General features: G+C 65.1%; 17 protein-coding genes. 8 read left to right on the top strand and 9 right to left on the bottom strand.

Annotated features, from left to right (window positions below):
• Positions 1 to 5: 5 nt before the first annotated feature.
• Together bla and AC1RR3_RS17580 are read right to left on the bottom strand one after the other, a co-directional pair.
• A complete protein-coding gene (gene bla / locus AC1RR3_RS17585) occupies positions 6 to 863 on the bottom strand; it encodes a class A beta-lactamase (RefSeq protein ID WP_492824375.1) in 858 nt (285 codons plus the stop codon).
• Between the two features lie 187 nt (positions 864 to 1,050).
• Complete coding sequence (locus AC1RR3_RS17580; protein ID WP_007598116.1) at positions 1,051 to 1,425, bottom strand: nuclear transport factor 2 family protein; 375 nt, start codon at positions 1,423 to 1,425, stop codon at positions 1,051 to 1,053.
• A gap of 94 nt (positions 1,426 to 1,519) precedes the next feature.
• On the opposite strand from AC1RR3_RS17580, the gene AC1RR3_RS17575 reads away from it, so the two are divergent.
• Together AC1RR3_RS17575 and AC1RR3_RS17570 are read left to right on the top strand one after the other, a co-directional pair.
• Positions 1,520 to 1,948, top strand: a complete 429-nt coding sequence (locus tag AC1RR3_RS17575) for a GFA family protein (RefSeq protein ID WP_492824374.1) — start codon at positions 1,520 to 1,522, stop codon at positions 1,946 to 1,948.
• Positions 1,949 to 2,135: 187 nt separating this feature from the next.
• Complete coding sequence (locus tag AC1RR3_RS17570) at positions 2,136 to 3,938, top strand: caspase family protein (protein WP_492824373.1); 1,803 nt, start codon at positions 2,136 to 2,138, stop codon at positions 3,936 to 3,938.
• A 54-nt stretch (positions 3,939 to 3,992) separates the two neighbouring features.
• Here AC1RR3_RS17570 and AC1RR3_RS17565 read toward each other — a convergent pair whose 3' ends face one another.
• The gene (locus AC1RR3_RS17565) at positions 3,993 to 4,676 is read right to left on the bottom strand and encodes a DUF1345 domain-containing protein (protein WP_492824372.1); all 684 of its coding nucleotides are present in this window, start codon (positions 4,674 to 4,676) and stop codon (positions 3,993 to 3,995) included.
• A gap of 205 nt (positions 4,677 to 4,881) precedes the next feature.
• Positions 4,882 to 5,805, bottom strand: coding sequence for a polyprenyl synthetase family protein (locus AC1RR3_RS17560; protein WP_492824371.1), 924 nt, complete (start codon positions 5,803 to 5,805; stop codon positions 4,882 to 4,884).
• A gap of 161 nt (positions 5,806 to 5,966) precedes the next feature.
• Between AC1RR3_RS17560 and mtgA the strand changes: the two genes are divergently transcribed.
• From mtgA to AC1RR3_RS17545, 3 genes are all read left to right on the top strand, one after another.
• Entirely contained in the window at positions 5,967 to 6,641 is a 675-nt protein-coding gene (gene mtgA / locus AC1RR3_RS17555; protein ID WP_492824370.1) for a monofunctional biosynthetic peptidoglycan transglycosylase, read from the top strand.
• Between the two features lie 167 nt (positions 6,642 to 6,808).
• Positions 6,809 to 6,991, top strand: a complete 183-nt coding sequence (gene rpmF, locus AC1RR3_RS17550) for a 50S ribosomal protein L32 (RefSeq protein ID WP_007598106.1) — start codon at positions 6,809 to 6,811, stop codon at positions 6,989 to 6,991.
• Positions 6,992 to 7,149: 158 nt separating this feature from the next.
• A complete protein-coding gene (locus AC1RR3_RS17545; RefSeq protein ID WP_492824369.1) occupies positions 7,150 to 7,794 on the top strand; it encodes a hypothetical protein in 645 nt (214 codons plus the stop codon).
• 6 nt (positions 7,795 to 7,800) lie between these two features.
• On the opposite strand, the gene AC1RR3_RS17540 is transcribed toward AC1RR3_RS17545, so the two are convergent.
• Positions 7,801 to 8,061 (bottom strand): hypothetical protein, encoded by a 261-nt coding sequence (locus AC1RR3_RS17540; protein ID WP_492824368.1) that lies wholly within the window; start codon positions 8,059 to 8,061, stop codon positions 7,801 to 7,803.
• A gap of 221 nt (positions 8,062 to 8,282) precedes the next feature.
• Between AC1RR3_RS17540 and AC1RR3_RS17535 the strand changes: the two genes are divergently transcribed.
• Entirely contained in the window at positions 8,283 to 9,977 is a 1,695-nt protein-coding gene (locus AC1RR3_RS17535) for an EAL domain-containing protein (RefSeq protein WP_492824367.1), read from the top strand.
• Positions 9,978 to 10,077: 100 nt separating this feature from the next.
• On the opposite strand, the gene AC1RR3_RS17530 is transcribed toward AC1RR3_RS17535, so the two are convergent.
• The 4 genes from AC1RR3_RS17530 to AC1RR3_RS17515 all read right to left on the bottom strand — a co-directional run bounded on the left by AC1RR3_RS17530 (position 10,078) and on the right by AC1RR3_RS17515 (position 16,400).
• Entirely contained in the window at positions 10,078 to 12,945 is a 2,868-nt protein-coding gene (locus AC1RR3_RS17530) for a PAS-domain containing protein (protein WP_492824366.1), read from the bottom strand.
• Between the two features lie 220 nt (positions 12,946 to 13,165).
• A complete protein-coding gene (locus tag AC1RR3_RS17525; RefSeq protein WP_492824365.1) occupies positions 13,166 to 14,041 on the bottom strand; it encodes a GNAT family N-acetyltransferase in 876 nt (291 codons plus the stop codon).
• A gap of 95 nt (positions 14,042 to 14,136) precedes the next feature.
• A complete protein-coding gene (locus tag AC1RR3_RS17520) occupies positions 14,137 to 15,117 on the bottom strand; it encodes an amino acid--[acyl-carrier-protein] ligase (protein WP_492824364.1) in 981 nt (326 codons plus the stop codon).
• A 65-nt stretch (positions 15,118 to 15,182) separates the two neighbouring features.
• Positions 15,183 to 16,400: an acyl-CoA dehydrogenase family protein gene (locus AC1RR3_RS17515; RefSeq protein ID WP_492824363.1), complete on the bottom strand. Its 1,218-nt coding sequence runs from the start codon at positions 16,398 to 16,400 to the stop codon at positions 15,183 to 15,185.
• Positions 16,401 to 16,758: 358 nt separating this feature from the next.
• On the opposite strand from AC1RR3_RS17515, the gene AC1RR3_RS17510 reads away from it, so the two are divergent.
• Positions 16,759 to 17,031: a phosphopantetheine-binding protein gene (locus tag AC1RR3_RS17510; protein ID WP_492824362.1), complete on the top strand. Its 273-nt coding sequence runs from the start codon at positions 16,759 to 16,761 to the stop codon at positions 17,029 to 17,031.
• A 190-nt stretch (positions 17,032 to 17,221) separates the two neighbouring features.
• Positions 17,222 to 18,097 (top strand): S-methyl-5'-thioadenosine phosphorylase, encoded by an 876-nt coding sequence (locus AC1RR3_RS17505; protein WP_492824361.1) that lies wholly within the window; start codon positions 17,222 to 17,224, stop codon positions 18,095 to 18,097.
• Positions 18,098 to 18,112 lie beyond the last annotated feature (15 nt).

Genomic DNA, 18,112 nt, shown 5'->3' with positions numbered 1-18,112 from the left:
CGGCCTTACGCCAGCCGTTCGGTGACCATGCGTCCGATCCGTGCAAACACGGCTTCGATCTGCGCGGCGCTCGGTGTGCCGCCCTGGGTGTAAGCCGCGATCAGGATCGGCGTATCCGGTTTGGGCCAGACGACCGCGATATCTCCCGATGCGTCCTTGCCGTTGTTGCCGGTCTTGTCGCCGATGGTCCAGCTCGCCGGCAGGCCGCCGCGCAGCCGGTTCGCACCCGTCTTGCAGCCGACCATCCAGTCGGTGAGCTGGGCGCGCGAGGCCGGCGACAGCGCCTCGCCGGTCACCAGCCGCTTCAGATTGCCGGCCATCGCCACCGGGGTCGTGGTGTCCCGGGGATCGCCGGGCGGCGAGCGGTTGAGCTCGGGCTCGTTGTGGTCGAGGCGCGAGGTGGCATCGCCAAGCGTGCGCCAGAATGCGGTGAGTGCGGCGGGGCCGCCGATCCGCGCCAGCAGCAAATTGGCGCAGGTGTTGTCGCTGAGTTCGACGATGGCCTTGCACATCTCGCCAACCGACAGCTTGCCGGCCGCGAGATTCTGTTTGGCAACCGGTGCGTAGTCGAGCAAATCGGCCTTGTCGTAAGGGATCACGGCTGCAAGCTGTTCTTCGCCGCGATCGACCCGCGCCAGCACGCAGGCGGCAAGCGAGGCCTTGAATGTCGAGCACATGACGAACCGCTCGTCAGCCCGCCAGGCGATCTTCGCGCCGGTCGCGAAGTTTTCGGCATAGACCCCGATCCGCCCGCCGGTCTCGCGCTCGTATGTTTCGAGTTCTGGCGGTGCGTCCGCAGCGAGCGCGGGAGAGGCGGCCATCCAGCAGAACGAGGCGAGCAGGGAGCGGCGGTCGAGATGCATGGGGTTACTTCGGGCGAGACGGGGTGGGGAGGGATATAACGTACGCGCTATCCGCGTCGTCATTGCGAGCGCAGCGAAGCAATCCAGTCTGTCTCCGCGGAGAGATTCTGGATTGCTTCGCTACGCTCGCAATGACGGAGAATGGGGGACGAGTGCGCCCGATTTCGGGCAGCGGCAGCGTCGCCTCTCACTCCCTCAGGTCATACCGATACGATTTCGACACGATCTGCCAGCCGTCGGCGAGCTTCATCGCCACCAGATAGTCGGTGAAGAAGCGTGGCGGCAGCTGGCACCGGACCTTGATGAAGGCGGTCTTGTCGTCGGAGCGGTCGATAGTGACGATGAAATCCTCGCGCGGCTTGCCTTCGGCCTTGCCGGAGGGGCGCTTGCGCACGCGGTCGAGCCAATCGGGCACGGTCAACACCTGAAGCTCACCCTTTTCGACCCAGCGCAGATCGGCGGAAGGATGGAAGATGGCGCCAAGCTTTTCGGCGTCGCCCTCGTAGAGTCCGTCGAAATAGGATTGCACGACGGCTTCGACGCTCGAACGGTTCTGGCTCATGGGTCATCCCTTTGAATGATGGCTTGGGGCGAACTTAGTCGTAGACACCAAAATGCGCTATGGGTGTGTCAGCCATTTGCGCGAAGGCGCCATCATGACCGGATCAGAAAATTCGAACGCTCGTATTCTCACCGGCGAATGCTATTGCCGCGCTGTGCGCTATGAGGTCGCGGACGCGTTCTCCTATGCGATGAACTGCCACTGCTCGAACTGCCGCCGCACCACCGGCTCCGCCTTCAAGCCGTTCGCCGGGATCACGCAGGACAAGCTCCGCATCGTCCATGGCGGGGACCAGCGCATCATCTACGGGGACGACACCACCCATGACGCCCACTGTGCCCGCTGCGGTTCGCTGCTCTATTCTCGGGTGCGCGAGGGAAAATGGGTCCATGTCGCCATGGGAACCCTGGTCGATGCCCCCTCGATCCGGCCGAGCGCCCATATTTTCGTGGGCTCGAAGGCGCCCTGGTACGAGATTACGGACAATCTGCCGCAATATCGGGGGCATATCGGGGATGCCTAGGGGAACCCGGCCCGCGCGCCCTTGTCGGCGAACCCTGACCGCGCTGGTGCGACAAATATAAATATGGAGGGTCTTACGGCTTGGCGTCGGCGCCGCCTTCGTGACGTCCATCACAAGCGCCGGCGGTCGACCCTGCTAAAGCGGTCCCAAAGGGGCCTGAACGCCCTGAATTTTTGGAAGTCGTGTCATGCGCAACCTGCTCAGATTTTGTCCGCTTCTCCTCGCTGTCGCGCTGCTGTTTGGCGCCGGGCCAGCTTTCGCCGGCAAGCGCGTGGCGCTGGTGCTGGCCAATTCGGCCTATCAGCACGCGCCGTCGCTCACCAACCCCGTCAACGACGGGTCGGTGATGGCGAAGACGCTGAAGGATGCCGGTTTCGACATCGTCGATTCCCGGCACGATCTGTCCGCGCTGGACACGCGGCGTGTGCTGCGCGATTTCGCGGATGCGACGCGGGATGCCGACATCGCCCTGGTCTACTATGCCGGCCACGGCATCGAGGTCGAAGGCTCCAACTATCTGATCCCTGTCGACGCCAAGCTCGAGCGCGACACCGACGTCTACGACGAAGCGCTCTCGCTCGACCGCATTCTGGTCGCCGTCGAGCCCGCCAAGCAGCTTCGCCTGGTGATCCTGGATGCCTGCCGCGACAATCCGTTCGGCAAGACCATGAAGCGCACGGTGGCCTCGCGCGGTATCGGCCGCGGCCTCGCCCAGGTCGAGCCGACCAGCCCCAACACGCTGATCGCCTATTCGGCCAAGGCCGGTTTCACGGCGCAGGACGGCGACGGCGCCAACAGCCCCTTTACGGTCGCGCTGTCGAAGCACCTGACGACGCCGGGCCTCGATGTCCGCCGTGCCTTCGGCTTCGTGCGTGACGACGTGCTCAAATCGACCGGTAACAAGCAGGAGCCGTTCGTGTATGGCTCGCTCGGCGGCGAGGACGTCCCGCTGGTGCCGGTCAGGGCGATGGCCGCAGCAACGGCGGTGCCTTTGGTGAACCCGCAGGCCGACATCCGACGCGACTATGAGCTCGCACTCCAGGTCGGCAATAGGGCGGCATGGGATGCCTTCCTCGCCCAGCACCCTGACGGTTTCTATGCGAGCCTTGCCAAGCTTCAGCTCGAAAAGATCGGCGCCGAGCAGGCCCATGCGGCGGCGACCGAGAAGGCCAAGCAGGCCGAGGCCGAGCGCGATCGTCTTGCTGCCCTCGGCGCGCAGAAGGATGCGCAGGCCAAGGCCGCGGCCGATGCGAAGGCGGCCGAGCAGGCGCAGCTGGCCGCGCAGAAGGCCAAGGAGCAGGCGCAGCAGCAGGCGGCAGCCGCCGAGCAGCAGCGCGTCAACCTCGCCGCCGCAGCCCCGAGCGCCGCGCCGGCCAGCACGGCGAGCCCGGCCGGCACCAACGTCGCTTCGCTGACGCCGGCGACCACGCCGGCTGATCTCAGCCGCTCGGTGCAGACCGAGCTCGGCCGCGTCGGCTGCTTCTCAGGTCAGGCCGACGGCAACTGGAATACGTCCTCGCAGCGGTCGCTGTCGCAGTTCAACCGCTATGCCGGCACCAAGCTCGACGTGAAGGTGGCGAGCACCGACGCGCTCGATACGGTCAAGGCCAAGCCGTCACGTGTCTGCCCGCTGGTCTGTGAGCACGGCTTCAAGGCCGACGGCGACAAGTGCACCAAAATCGTGTGCGGCGACGGCTATGCGCTGAACGACGACAACGAATGCGAGAAGAAGCGCGCCGCCAAGCCCGCGCCGTCGAAGCCCGCGACCTCGCGGCGCGACGACAGCGAGGACCGTCCGGCGCGGCAGCGTCCGCAGATGGGGGCGGCGGGTGGCCTCGGCGGCGCCGCAGCCGGCGCGGGTCGTTCCTCAGGTGGCGGGCAGGTCTTCTGCAATAACGGCGGCTGCCGTCCGGTCAACCGCGGCTGTCATCTCGAATATCGCGGCGGTGGCGGTCCCGGCAACGATGCCAACGCCGAGGTGTGTTACTGACATTGTTGGATCGTCCCGGCTTTCTGCGCGCAATTGCACGGGGCCGGGACGAATTCAGTTCGAAATCGCGCTCGCTGCGATGTTCACCGTCAAGGCCAGCAAGGCCGTGTTGTAGATAAACGAGACGATACCGTGCGCGGTGGCGGTACGGCGGATGATCTTGTCGGTGATGCCGACGTCGGAGACCTGTGCGGTCATGCCGATCACGAACGAGAAGTAGACGAAGTCCCAATAGTCGGCGTGGTCTTCCTTATCGCCGCTCGGGAATTGCAAGCCGCCCGGCGGGTGGCGGTAATATTCATGGGCGTAATGCAGCGCGAAGGTGGTGTGCACGGCGGCCCAGGACAATGCGATGGTGGTGATCGCGATCGTCAGCTCCGCAGCACCGCGATGGGTACCGAGCTCGGCGACGATCGCGGCGATGCTGGCAAACGCACCGATCGCCGTTACCAGCAGGATCACGAAGCGGCCGTCGTCCTGCATCGCGGCGCTGCGGCGGATGTGCTGATGGTCGTTGCAAAGCATCATGCTGTAGACCAGCACGAGGTAGACTGCGATCAGCGCATCCCAGCCCAGCACAAGCCGTGTCGTCAGCCGGGGTGAGCCCGGCACAAGCAGGCACACGAGGATGCCGATACCGAGCGAGATGAAGGTTCGCGGCCGCGCATAGATCAGCCGCATCGGCCGCGACATTTGGCGGAAGCGGGCGAGGACGGGATCCTCTTTGTCAGTGGCCATGGCGGCTCCAGCCCTCTCGCTCAGCTCTCGTTGTCGCCGCAGCGGCGGTCTGCTCCCTCGCCCCGCCTGCGGGGAGAGGGTTGGGGTGAGGGGGAGTCTCCGCAAGGACGGTGAGAGCTGGATTCGCGGAGGCTCCCCCTCACCCGATATTCAAGCTGCGCTTGAATATCGACCTCTCCTCGCAGGCGGGGAGAGGTGAAGATCATCAATTTTTGCGCTCGGCCACGAAGCGCGCGGCGGCTTGCAGCACGGCGGCACGGTCGCCGAAAATCGAGACTGCGCTGTCGGCGCGCGCGAGCAGGTCGCGCACGCGCTGCTTGGCGCCTTCGATGCCGAGCTGGGTGACGAAGGTGGTCTTGCCGAGCGCGGCATCGGCGCCGGCCGGCTTGCCGAGCGCGGCCGCATCGCCTTCGACGTCGAGCAGATCGTCGGCGATCTGGAAGGCTTCGCCGAGCGCGCGGCCGTAATCGTCGAGCGCCTGATATTCTTTCTGCGAGGCTTGGCCGAGGATCGCGCCGGCGATGCAGCCGTAGCGCAGCAGCGCGCCGGTCTTCATCTGCTGAATACGGGCGACATCGATCGGCTCGTTGCCGCCAAAGCGGCCTTCGCCGGCGAGATCGAGAATCTGGCCGCCGACCATGCCGCCGATGCCGGCGCAGCGTGCCAGCGCGCGCGTCAGCAGGAGGCGCACATTGGCGTCGCGGTGAATTTCGTCGCGGGTGATGATGTCGAAGGCGAGCGTCAACAGGCCGTCGCCGGCGAGGATCGCGGTCGCGTCGTCGGTCTTCTTGTGCAGGGTGGGGCGGCCGCGGCGCAGGTCCGAATTGTCCATCGCCGGCAGGTCGTCGTGGATCAGCGAGTAGCAGTGGATGCATTCGAGCGCGGCACCCGCGAGCAGCGCGGCTTCGCGCGACACGCCGAACACGGCCGCACTCTCGACCACCAGGAACGGCCGCAGACGCTTGCCGCCGTTCAGGCTCGAATAGCGCATTGCGTCCATCAGTCGCTTGGGACGGGCGATCTCATCGTGCAGGATGTCGTCCGCCAGGAGGCGCCCGAGCAGGGCTTCGGTGTCATCAGCGGTCTTGTCCAGACGTTTGGCGAAATCGGACGGGGACGTGCCGGTCATCAAGAAAGGCTCCAGAACTAAAATTCGGCGGGACAATCCTTTATGAGCCCGCCTCAGTCAATCGTTTGGAAGGCCTAAAAAGTGCTGGAAAAGGCCCGAATTATCACAGACTTAATGGCGGGATTCGCGGCCACGTTTCATTTCGCGCCGGAAAGGTCGATTTGCGCATCGTTAAAATCCTGCTGGTAGCGCTCGCGGTCGTCATTCTCGCGCCCTATGTGATCGCCCCGTTCTACCGCACCGGCCATCCGGTTTCGACACTGATGGCCTGGCGCTCGCTTCGCGGTGCGCCGATGCAGCGGGAATGGATCGATCTGGCGGCGATGTCGCCCTACCTGCCGCGCGCGGTGGTGGCGGCGGAGGACGCCCATTTCTGCAAGCACCACGGCATCGATTGGGGGGCGCTGCGCGAGGCCATCGATGACGCCAAGGAAGACGGTACGCCGTTCCGGGGCGCCTCCACCATCACCCAGCAGGTGGCCAAAAACCTGTTCCTCTGGCAGGGGCGGGATTTTGTCCGCAAAGGCCTGGAATTCCCGCTGGCGCTGTGGATCGACTTCGTCCTGCCCAAGCCGCGGATCCTGGAGATTTACCTCAACATCGCCGAGCTCGGGCCCCAGGGACAGTTCGGGGTGGAGGCGGCCAGCGCCTATGCCTTTGGCAAATCGGCCGCCAGCCTCTCCCCCCGGGAGGCGGCGCTTTTGGCCTCGATCCTGCCAAATCCGGTCAAGCGCAGCGCCAGGGTCCCCGGCCCGGGCGTCCGGCGGCTGGCCGGGACCTATGTGGCGAGGGCGCAGGCGAACTCGCTTGCGACCTGTTGGCGCGAAAATCGCTGATTTCGGGCCCTATTCGGGCGTATTTTCCGGTCCAAGAGCCTAGCTTTACGGCCGGCCTTCCTCTATAAGCGCGGCCTTGATCGGCATTCAGCTCGCCTCGTTTTGCGGGTGCTGAGCCGTCCCTCGCGGACGATGCCCTGAAACACCAATCCCTAGAGGATAGCGAAATGGCCGTTCCGAGAAGAAAAACCTCGCCGTCGCGTCGTGGCATGCGCCGCTCGGCAGACGCCATCAAGAAGCCGACCTATGTGGAAGACAAGGACTCCGGTGAGCTCCGTCGTCCGCACCATCTCGACCTCAAGACCGGCATGTACAAGGGCCGTCAGGTCCTGAAGAAGAAAGAGTCCTGAGGCAGGACTCTTCTTCGGGCGGAGTTATCCTCAATCAGGATGACGTGACCTGCCTGATTTCGGCCAACCCATGAGATATGACAGTGACGGCGGCGGAGCCAATGCTTCGCCGCTGCATTGTTCTGTCCGGATATCTTGATCGAGAAGGCATTTCGCCGATGGTCGGTTTCCCGCTGCTCCTGATTCCGCTCGCGGTCTACAACATCATCGCCTTCCTGATGCCGAGCGTGTCCTTTACGGACGTGCTGTTCAAGGTGCCGATGATCACGGGCGAGACCTGGCCGGTCACGCTTGCCGATCTGATGCTTGCGCTCGGTATCGTGTTGCTGCTGCTTGAGGTGGTCAAAGGCGCGCGGCCCGGCTCGAAATTCCTGATGGATCATCTGCTGTCGCTGATCGTGTTCGGCGCGGCTGCGGCCGAATTCGTGATGTGGCCCAAATTCGGCAACTCGACTTATTTCCTGCTGGTGCTGCTCGCGATGGCCGATTTCCTCGGCGGTATCGCCCAGCGCACGCGCCGCCGCGTCACCTATGTCGCCGAGACGACAGTGCCGGCGCCGCGCAAGGCCAAGCGCCAGGCCGAGGCACCGATGGAGGATGTCGCGCCCGAACCCAAGTTCGAGCCGGTGCCCGCGCCGCAAGCGCCGGTGATGCCGCCCGCGCCCACGGCGCAATCGGTCGCCGAATCCGTGCTGATGGATCATCCGGCGCCGAAGCCCTTGAGCCCGCCCTCGCCGGAAATCCCCTCGCCGCATCTGCAGCCGGGCAACGGCACGCCGTCGTCGCCTGACACGCCGCGCTGATTGATCTCAAGCCACCTGCCGCGTGCGCGCGCTGACGCTTCCGAGCGGGCGCTTGCTGCCATAAGCCACCTGCGCGTCCTCGGAGGAGGCGCGGCGGAGCCTGCCGGTCTGGGGCAGGTGCTCGGCGTTGGCGATCAGCTGGGTGACGAAGCTCGGATCGGGGCGGGGCAGCGGGGCCTTGTTGACCCATTGCAACACCGGTAGCAGCGGCACCAGGGCCATGCCCGTGTCGTTGTCCGCCTGGTCCGATCGAATAGTACTCAACATCGCAATCACCGTTGATCCGGCGAAGATTGTCGCGTTTCGGGACGCGGGCGCCGGTGCGAGTCATGTACTCGCAAGGCCTATGCCGGTCGGACCGGCTTGGTTCCGTACCGCCCCGAAACGTGGTTTCCAAATTGTTTATCAACTTTGCCTAGGGTCGGGGACGAATCTGGCTTTATCCTGTGCCGGCCCAGGACTCCCCGCTGTCCCGAAACGAGGCGATTTTGACCCCCGCATTGCCGCAAGCCGCCGACATCCTGGCCGCACTCGGCCAGGCCGTGTTCGCCTGGGACATCGCCAGCGACGTCATCGTCTGGGGCGAGCAGGTCGACGCCGTCTTCCCCGGCATCCCCGCCGAGCGGCTCGCGACCGGCGCCGAATTCGCCAAGCTGATCGAGCCTGCGCAGGCGCTTCGGACCACCGCGCTGGCGCAGACTTCCGCCGTGCACGGCGCCGACGGCACGCCCTACCGGGTCGAGTACGGCGTGCGCATGAGCGCCTCCGATCCCGTGGTCTGGGTCGAGGAGACCGGCCGCTGGTTCGCCGGCCCTGACGGGCGCCCCACGCGCGCGATCGGCTCCGTTCGCATCAATAATGAGCGCCACGCCCGCGACGAAGAGCTGACGAAGCTGGCCCGGCTCGATCCCCTCACCGGCGAGCTCAACCGCTCGCATCTGATCGCGGCGCTGGCCGAGACGATCGAGGAGACGATCCGTTTCCGCTCGACTGCCGCCTTCATGCTGGTCGGCATCGATCATCTCGCCCGCGTCAACGACGCTTTCGGCTTCGACGTCGCCGACGCCGTGATCCTCGACATCGCCAAGCGTATCCGCGCGCGCCTGCGCGGCGGCGACGTGCTCGGGCGCTTCTCCGGCAATAAGTTCGGCCTGATCCTGAAGAACTGCACCGTCGACGACATGAACGTCGCCGCCGAGCGTTTCCTCGCCGGCATCCGCGACGAGGTGGTGCCGACGAAATCCGGTCCGGTCTCGGTCACCGCCTCGATCGGCGCGGTCAGCCTGCCGCGCTATGCCCGCAACGCGGACGAGGCCGTCAACCGCGCCCATGAGACGCTGGACGCAGCAAAGCGCCGCCGTGTCGGCTCGTTTGCGGCCTGGCGTCCGGATGCCACGCGCGACGCGCAGCGCCGCGTCAACATCCGCGTCACCGACGAGATCGTCACCGCACTGAACGAGCGCCGTATCAAGCTCGCCTATGAGCCGGTGGTCTCGGCCGTCTCGCGCGAGCGTGCATTCCATGAATGCCTGGTGCGGATGGACCAGGGCGACGGCCAGGTGCTGCTCGCGCCCGACATCGTGCCGGTTGCCGAACGGCTCGGCCTCATTCGCCTCGTCGATCATCGCGTGCTCGAGCTCGTTGTTGCCGAGCTTGCGGCCGCACCTGATGTCAGTCTCAGCCTCAACATCTCGCCCGACACCACCATGGACCCGGACTGGTGGGCGGGCATTGAATCGCTCATGCTCGCGCATCCCGGTGTCGCCGAGCGGCTGATCGTGGAGATCACTGAGACGGTTGCAATCCAGGACATCGATGATGTCCGCGGTTTCGTCACGCGGCTGAAGAACTTCGGCAGCCGGATCGCCATTGACGATTTCGGCGCCGGCTACACCTCGTTCCGCAACCTGCGCAAGCTCGGCGTCGACATCGTCAAGATCGACGGTGCCTTCGTGCAGAACATCACGCGTTCTGCCGATGATCGCGCTTTCGTGCAGACCCTGATCGACCTCGCCCGCCGCCTCGATATCCAGACGGTCGCCGAATGGGTGCAGGACGAAGAAGCCGCAAACATGCTGCGCGACTGGGGCTGCGACTACATCCAGGGTCGCCTGATCGGGCTGGCCTCAGCCGAGCGCCCGTGGAGCGTGTCGACGGACAGCGCGCTGCCTGCGGCAAGCTGAACCGCGTAGGGTGGATTAGCGTAGCGTAATCCACCACCTTTCTCGCGTCTCGATAGAAATTGGTGGATTACGCCTTCGGCTGATCCACCCTACGAAGCCCTCACGCCACGCGCCGAACCGCGTTCAGCGTCTCGATGGCGCGGCCGACCTCGGTCGCCGGGCAGGGCTTGCCGAAATAATATCCCTGCACCGCGGTGCAGCCGCATTCGCGCACGAAGTCGAGCTGCTCGGCCGTCTCGACGCCTTCCGCCGTGGTCTCGACCCCGAGCACGGAGCCGAGGCTTGCAATGGTGCGGACGATCGCGACGCTCTCCGGGCTTTCGCCGAGCGTGCCGACGAAGGAGCGGTCGATCTTGATGCGGTCGAACGGAAACTTGCGCAGATAGCTCAGCGATGAATAGCCGACGCCGAAATCGTCGAGACTGACGCGCACGCCGAGGGCACGGAGTTGGTGCAGGATCCCAATCGTCGCCTCGCTGTCGTCGAGCAGCGCCGTCTCGGTGACCTCGAGTTCGAGCCGCTGCGGCGGAAGGCCGGCCTCCGCCAGTGCGCTAGTGACCATCGTTACCAGCCCGCGCGAACGGAATTGCACCGGAGACAGGTTCACTGCGACGGAGACATCGGGCCATGAGGCCGCCGTGGCGCAGGCCGTGCGTAGCACCCACTCGCCGATCGGAACGATCAGCCCGTTCTCTTCCGCGATCGGAATGAATTCGGCCGGCGAGACGTAGCCGCGCGAAGGATGCTTCCAGCGCAGCAGCGCCTCGAAGCCGGTGAGCTCGGTTGTGTCGAGCCGCACCTGCGGCTGGAACACCAGGTGGAATTCGTTGGCTTCCAGCGCGCCGCGCAGATCGTATTCCAGCGCGTGGCGGCTGCGTGCCTCCTCTTCCATCTCGGGTTCGAACAGCTGGTAGGCGCCGCGTCCCTTGGCCTTGGCCTGGTACAGCGCGAGGTCGGCGCATTTCATCAGCTCGTCGGCATCGAGCCCGTGATCGGGCGCGATCGCGATGCCGACGGAGACGCCGACATGGATCGACTGGCTTTCCAGCGGCGGCGGGTGACCGATGATCTCGACCAGGCGGCGGGCGAGCCTTTCGGCCGATTGCGGCTGCGGACCGCGCTGGAGAACGGCGAACTCGTCGCCGCCGAGACGCGCGACGGTGTCGTGCTCGCCGACATTCTCCTTCAGGCGCGCGGCGACCCAGCGCAGCAAGCGATCGCCGGCGGCGTGGCCGAGGCGGTCGTTGACGGTCTTGAAATTGTCGAGGTCGAAGCACAGCACGGCCATGGCACCGCCGGCGATCGCGACCTGGTTCAGACCCTCGCCCATCTTCTCGCGGAACAGCGTGCGGTTGGGCAAATCAGTCAGGGAGTCGTGCCGCGCCATGTGTGCGACGCGGGCCTGTGCCTTGTGACGCTCGGTGACGTCCTCATAGGTGACGACCCAGCCGCCGAGCTCCATCCGCTTGTGGTTGAGCTTGATGATGCGGCCGTCGCCCAGATGGCGGTGCAGCGTGTGCTCGCCCTCGCGCAGCCTCTCGACGTAGTCGGCGTAGAGCCTGGCGCCCGTCATGTTCGGATGGATGCCGAGCGAGCAGCTGTGCTCCATGATCTCGCGCATCGAGACGCCCGGCTTCACGATGTCGGGCGACAGCCCGTACATCTCGATATAGCGGCGGTTGCAGACGATCACGCGCAGGCTCGAATCGAGCATGCACAGGCCTTGGCTCATGTTGTTCAGCGCCGCGTCGAAGCGGCGATATTGCTCGCTCAGCTCCTCGATCGCGCGCTCGCGCTCGGTGATGTCCTCATAGGTGGCGACGAAGCCGCCCTCGGGCAGCGCGCAATAGCGTACCGAGACCACGGTGTCGTTCGACATGCTCCGGCGCATCGGGGAGGAATCGCGGTTCGCGATCCGCGCGCGGGCGGCTTCCAGGATCTGCTGCGGGCTGTATTCCGAAGCGAACGCGCCGTTCGCCATCGATCGCTCGATCAACTCGGCAAGATGCGTGCCCGGCCTGGTCTCCTCCAGCGACAGCTGGTAGATCTTGCGGTAGGTGCTGTTGCAGACGCGCAGGCGCATGTCGCTGTCGTAGAAGGCGAGCCCATGCGCCATGTTCTCCATCGCCGCGTCGAGGATGAAGTTCTGCTGCCGCAGCGTCTCCTCGTATTGCAGCCGCTCGGTGACGTCCTCATGCACCGTCACCCAGCCGCCGTCGGGCAGGAAGCGGGAGACGGCCTGCACCATCCGCCCGTCGTAGCGCATCACCAGCAGGGTCTTCGCCTTCCTGCCGCGCACGTCCTCCAGGCGCGTGTCGTGGAATTCGTCGGCCGACATGCCCGCCATGTTGCCGCGCGCAAGCCAATGGTCGATGGCCGTGCCGTGCGAGACGCCCGGTTTCACGATGTCGGGGTCGAGGTTGTAGAGGTTCAGGAAGCGCTCGTTGCAGACGACGACACGGCTGTCGGCATCATACATGATGAGGCCGTGCGACATGTTGGCGAGCGCATGCTGGCTGCGCTCGGTCTGCACGCGCAATTCCGCCTCGAGCCGGGCGAGGCGGCTGACGTCGTCGCAGACCGTCATCCAGCCGCCGTCGGGAAGCGGCTTCAGCTCGAGCGTTATCACGACGCCGCTTGCGAGTGTTTGCCGGGTGCGGAAGGGCTTGCCGGCAGCGATCAATGCGATCCGCGAGGCGTAGAGTGCATCGACATCTGCTGCGGGGATATTGCCCAGCGCGACGCTGTGACCGAGCACGTCACGATAGCGCGTACCGACCTTCACGATCTCGGCCGACATCTCGAACAGGCTGAGGTAGCGCTGGTTGACCAGCACGATCCGGTTGTCGGCGTCGTAGACGCAGACGCCCTGTTCCATGTGGTCGAGCGCAAGCTGGCTCAGCGCGACCAGGGCCTCCGGGCCCTGCTCGCGGCGTGCACCAAGCTCGTTGTCGCGGGTCGACGTCATGGGATCGGCGGGTCTCGGCTGGCAATAGACTTAACGCAACGTAATTCGGCTGCCGAGGGTAGCGAAGAGGCGGGAAAATTCCCTTAAGCGCAGTAGTTTACGGAGGGTGACTCGCGATGCAGAGAGTGCGTGAGACGAGCGCGCGAGCGTCGAGGTTCCTGCAAGCCAGGGTTGGCTTGGAGTACCGACAAATCTCAGTGAGTACGAGGCTCGACCAGCCTCAAGGCCCGTACAGCACGAGCTCGGTGTCGGTGAGGTCGGCGAGCTGCGGCCGATGCGGGCCTTTGAAATATTTGCGGCCGCGCCGCTCGGTATAAATACCGACGAGGCCGGGAATCGGGCCGTTGGCGTCGACCGCCACCGAGATCTTGCCGAGCCGCAGCAGCAGACGGCCGATGCGGCCGGCGCAGGCGGCGTATTCGGCAGCGTTGCGGCAGTAGATCAGCTTCATCGCGGGCGGCGCGATGAAGCCGCGGCGGATGCGCACCGGTTGCAGGATGAACGGGAACGTTCCCTTCGGCGTGCGGCAGACCAGGCTCAGGCAATTGTAGCGCGCATGCCGCGTCAGCAGCTCGGTCTCGGCTTCGGAAAGCCCCTCGATCGTCTTGGCGTGCTGCGAGATCACCTCGATCTTGCTCCAGCGCGGCGCGCGCGCCAGCGCGGGCACGGAGAAGAAGATGCCGCGGCAATAGGCGCGAAAGCCCTGCGTTTCGATGATCGGCCAGGTCCACGGCGCCGGGCTGATGTTGAGGTAGGTGACGTCCTTGTGCCGCTGCGCGATCTTGGTCAGCAGCGGCGCGTAGTTGCGGTAGGCCGGGTCGACATACCAGCTCGACAAATTGCACTGGATGGCGGTGGTCTCGCCGTCCTTGCGCGCCGTGTAGATCAACAGCAGCACGCCGACCGGCGTGCCGTCATTGTCGAGCATGTAGCCGAAGCGCGGATAGCCTTCCGGCACGGGCCGGAAGGCCTGCCGGCGCAGGCCCTGAATCCAGTAATTGCGCGAGCGGCCGACGAAGCCGCGCGTCAGCAGGTCGGCGACCGCATCGACGTCGGCTTCGGTGATCTCGCGGCATCGGACCTTGGTGTGGATCACGCTCGTCTTACCCGTGGAAATGGGAGGCCTCGTGGATTCTATCTTTTGAGCATGATCTTGGCGGAAAACCGCTTCACACTTTTCCGGATCATGTTCTAACGCCAACCCTCGCCATGGGCATCGGCCGCGACTTGCGGCTGCAGGCCCATGATCTCCCGCACCTTGGCGGGCCAGGCGGAAAGGTCAGTACCGTGGGTGTGGAACATGGCGACGGCCAGACGGTCCATGCCGAAGGCGACGCAGCCGGTGTGAGCCGGCTCGCCATTGACGTCCTGGATGCCCCAGGTCGTGCCGAAATGTTCGCGATGATAGTTGAAGCTCATGCAGGCGGTCGGCTGCTCTTCCGAACGCAGCGGGATCAGGAGCTCGAACTTGAGCTGTTGCTGCTTCTGGCTCACTGCCTTCATCTGGCCGACGCGGCCGAAGAAGGGATCGCTGGCATAGTCGACGCGGAAGGTCAGGCCGAGATCGGTCGCGATCGCCTGCGCGCGCACCATCCAGCGGTCGCGGAAATCGGAAACGTCGTCGGGCGTGCCGATGCAGACATATTCCCGCATCCGGAACGATTGCAGCCGGTCGAGATGTTTTGACGGCTCGCGGCGGAAGCAGTCGGCAGCGACGTCGAAACGCAGGCCGCCCTTCGGCAGCTGGCCGCGGCTCGCTGCGATCGGGTAGACCGGATAGCAGGCGGCGGGCGACAGCACGAGGTCGGCCGGCGAGAGCGACGTGGTCCAGTCGCCGCCGGCATCGAAACGGCTCACCGCCGCGTTGATCTCGCGCTCGGTGCCGTGCAGGCCGCAGACGCAGCCGAGCAGGTTCGGAAAGCTCTTGAGATAGCCGGATTTTTCCAGCTGGGCGCGGCTCATCACCGGCGGAAAGCGCAGCGCTTCGGTGCCGGCTTCGCGATGGCTGGTGATCAGCGCGGCGAGCTTCTCGACGACGCCTTCATAGAGCGCGGTACGGGCATAGACGCCGTCAGCGCCCATGCGGTGGAACAGCTTGTCGGCGAGATGATCGAGCGGATCTGCGATCTGCGGCGCGGTCTCCGGCGAATCGGGAAGAACAGCAATGTTCATGTTCGATGTCCTGCTATCTGAAACTATTCTTGTTGGCCTCGAAGGCACGTCAGTCACGAAGGTCTTTAGTCGCGAAGGCTTGTCGGCACGCCGCTCATCAGGGTCGAGGTCGCGGCGTTGGCCAGAATACGGTCGTTGTTGATCATGATCGGCGACGACAGCACGTCGCGCAGGTGACGGCCCATGGTGAACTCGCCGTCATTGCGGTAGCCGGAAAGGCCGGCAGTGCGCATCGCATGCATCACGGTCTCGACTGCGAGCTCGGAGGCCTGCACCTTCAACAGCGTGATCGAGGACTGGAAATCGAGCGAGCCCAGCGCACGCTCGTCATGCTCGGCGCGGGCGAAGGCGTCGATATTGGCGGCGATCAGCGCGCGCAGCCTTGCCAGCGACATCTTTGCGGCGGTGAAGTGTGCGGCAGCCGGCGGCATCTGGCCGCCGGAGGTGCGCGCCGCCTTGCGGACGAAGGCCTGCGCGCGCGTCACTGAGGCCGCAGCAATGCCGGCCCAGGCCGATGACCAGCACAGATGTGCGAACGGCGTCATGGTCTGGGCATGAATCTTGTCATAGGCTTCGGGGAAGACGCGGTCCGCGGGGCAGTCCACCTTCAGCTCGAAGCCGGTCGAGCAGGTGCCGCGCATGCCGAGTGTCTCCCAGCCCTGGGTCTGCTTCAGCGAATAATCGTCCTTGGCGAGCGCAAGCAGCACCTGGTCGGAGGCAGCGGCCTCGGTGGCACGGCGGGCGATGGTGACGAGACCATCGGCCTCGGCGCCGTAGGAAATCACGGTGGCGTCGCGCACCAGCGAGACGGTGTCGCCGGCGTGGTCGACGGCAGCCGCACTGGCGCGGATGTTGCCGCCGTTCTGGCCTTCGGTGGTGGAGGAGGCGAGCAGCCACTGGTCGCGGGCGACCCGGCGCATCATGGTCTCCATCCAGGGAATGCCGTGACCGTGGCGTATCACGCAGGCCACCTTGGTCGTATGCATCGCGTAGACCATCGCGGTCGAGGCGCAGGCGCGTCCGAGCGTGTAGCAGATGTCGGTGACGTCGTGGATCGAGGCGCCGAAGCCGCCGAACTCGACCGGGATCATGACGCCGAGCAGTTTTTGCTCACGCGCGACTTCGAAAGCCTTGTGCGGGAAGCGGGCGTCGCGATCGACCCCGTCGGCGTCTGCTGCCGCCACGGCGGCGGTGCGAGCCGCGCGCTCGATCAGGGAGGGGCCTTGCTCGAGGAAGCTCGTTTGTGGTTCGTCGACTGTGAGGACTGCTTCACGCACGTTCATGCTCGTCCGCCTCCGGTTTGCCGTTCGAGATCGCCGGCATCATTCGCGATGCCGCGCAGGCGATCCTCCGACCATCTTTGCTTGTGAGACGAGGCTACGGATTTAATTCAAATTCGTCGATGAAATAGAGGGTAAACGAACTGCAATTCCCAATGAACAGTTAAGGCCCGGTTTTTCGCATCCCCCGGATTTCCGCGATCGCGTTAGCGATCTGGAAGAAGCCCGAATTCCAGACAATCTGAGTCATCGTTTACTAAGAAACGCGATGTAATGGTGACGCCCATTGCGGGATCGGCCCGTCGTGCCCATCGTACCCGGCAACCGGTCCGACCTTTGACAGACATATGGGAATTCGCCGATGCAGGCCTTCGATACTGACGTGCGCAATCGCATCATCAAGCTGGTGAAGGGCATCCTCGAACAGAACTCGCTCAGCGCTGACGTCACGCCGCAGGCCAAGCTCGTCGACGTCGGCCTGACCTCGATGGACATGGTCAATCTGATGCTCGGCGTCGAAGCCGAATTCGACTTCACCATCCCGCAGCCCGAGATCACGCCGGAGAATTTCCAGTCCGTCGAGACGCTGGAGCGCATGGTTGCCACCCAGCTGCAGCCGGCGACCGCGGCTTAAGTTCGGCTCTCTCCTCCGTCATTGCGAGCGAAGCGAGGCAATCCAGACTACCTCCGTGGCGGCAGTCTGGATTGCTTCGTCGCTGCGCTCTTCGCAATGACGCCAATCGGGCGCTCTCCCCCGTTCCAAATCCGCTCCAAAACTGGCATAGCTTAACCATGTCGCAGGTGGTGGACAGGGCGGAGCAGGCATGACGCAGGCGGTATTGGGCATCATTGGCGGCTCCGGCATCTACGACCTGCCGGGTCTCGAGGGCGCGCACGAAGAGGTGATCGCGAGCCCCTGGGGCGAGCCGTCGGCGCCGCTGCGGCGCGGCACCATCGCAGGCCTGCCGATCGTGTTCCTGCCGCGGCACGACAAGGGGCACCGGCTGTCGCCCTCCGACATCAACTACCGCGCCAATATCGACGTGCTGAAGCGGGCCGGGGTCACCGATTTGATCTCGCTGTCGGCCTGCGGCTCTTTCAAGGAAGAGATGCCGCCCGGCACCTTCGTCCTCGTCGATCAATTCGTCGACCGCACCCATAAGCGCGAGAGCTCGTTCTTCGGCCGGGGCTGTGTCGCGCATGTGTCGATGGCGCATCCGGTCTCGCCGCGGCTGCGTGTCCATCTCGCCGCCGCAGCTGATGCCGAAGGCATCGCAATCGCGCGCGGCGGCACCTATGTCTGCATGGAAGGGCCGCAATTCTCCACTTACGCGGAGAGCATGACCTACAAGACGCTGGGCTATTCCGTGATCGGCATGACCAACATGCCCGAAGCGAAGCTCGCGCGCGAAGCAGAGATTTGCTACGCCACCGTCGCGATGGTGACCGATTTCGATTGCTGGCATCCTGATCATGATGCGGTCACCGTGCAGGACATCATCCGTGTGCTGACCTCGAATGCCGACAAAGCGAAAGCGCTGGTGGCGCGGCTGGCAAAGGATTTTCCGCGCGAGCACGAGCCGTGCCCGATCGGGTCGGACCGCGCACTCGATACCGCGCTGATCACGGCCCCCGAGGCGCGCGATCCCGAGCTTCTGAAGAAGCTCGATGCGGTGGCGGGGCGCATCCTGCGCACGTGAAGTGAAGGGCAGAAT

Source organism: Bradyrhizobium sp. GW821-FHT13H05, from assembly GCF_058804065.1.
The sequence above is the reverse complement of the archived record's forward strand: the minus strand, read 5'-3'. Positions and strand labels throughout refer to the sequence as shown.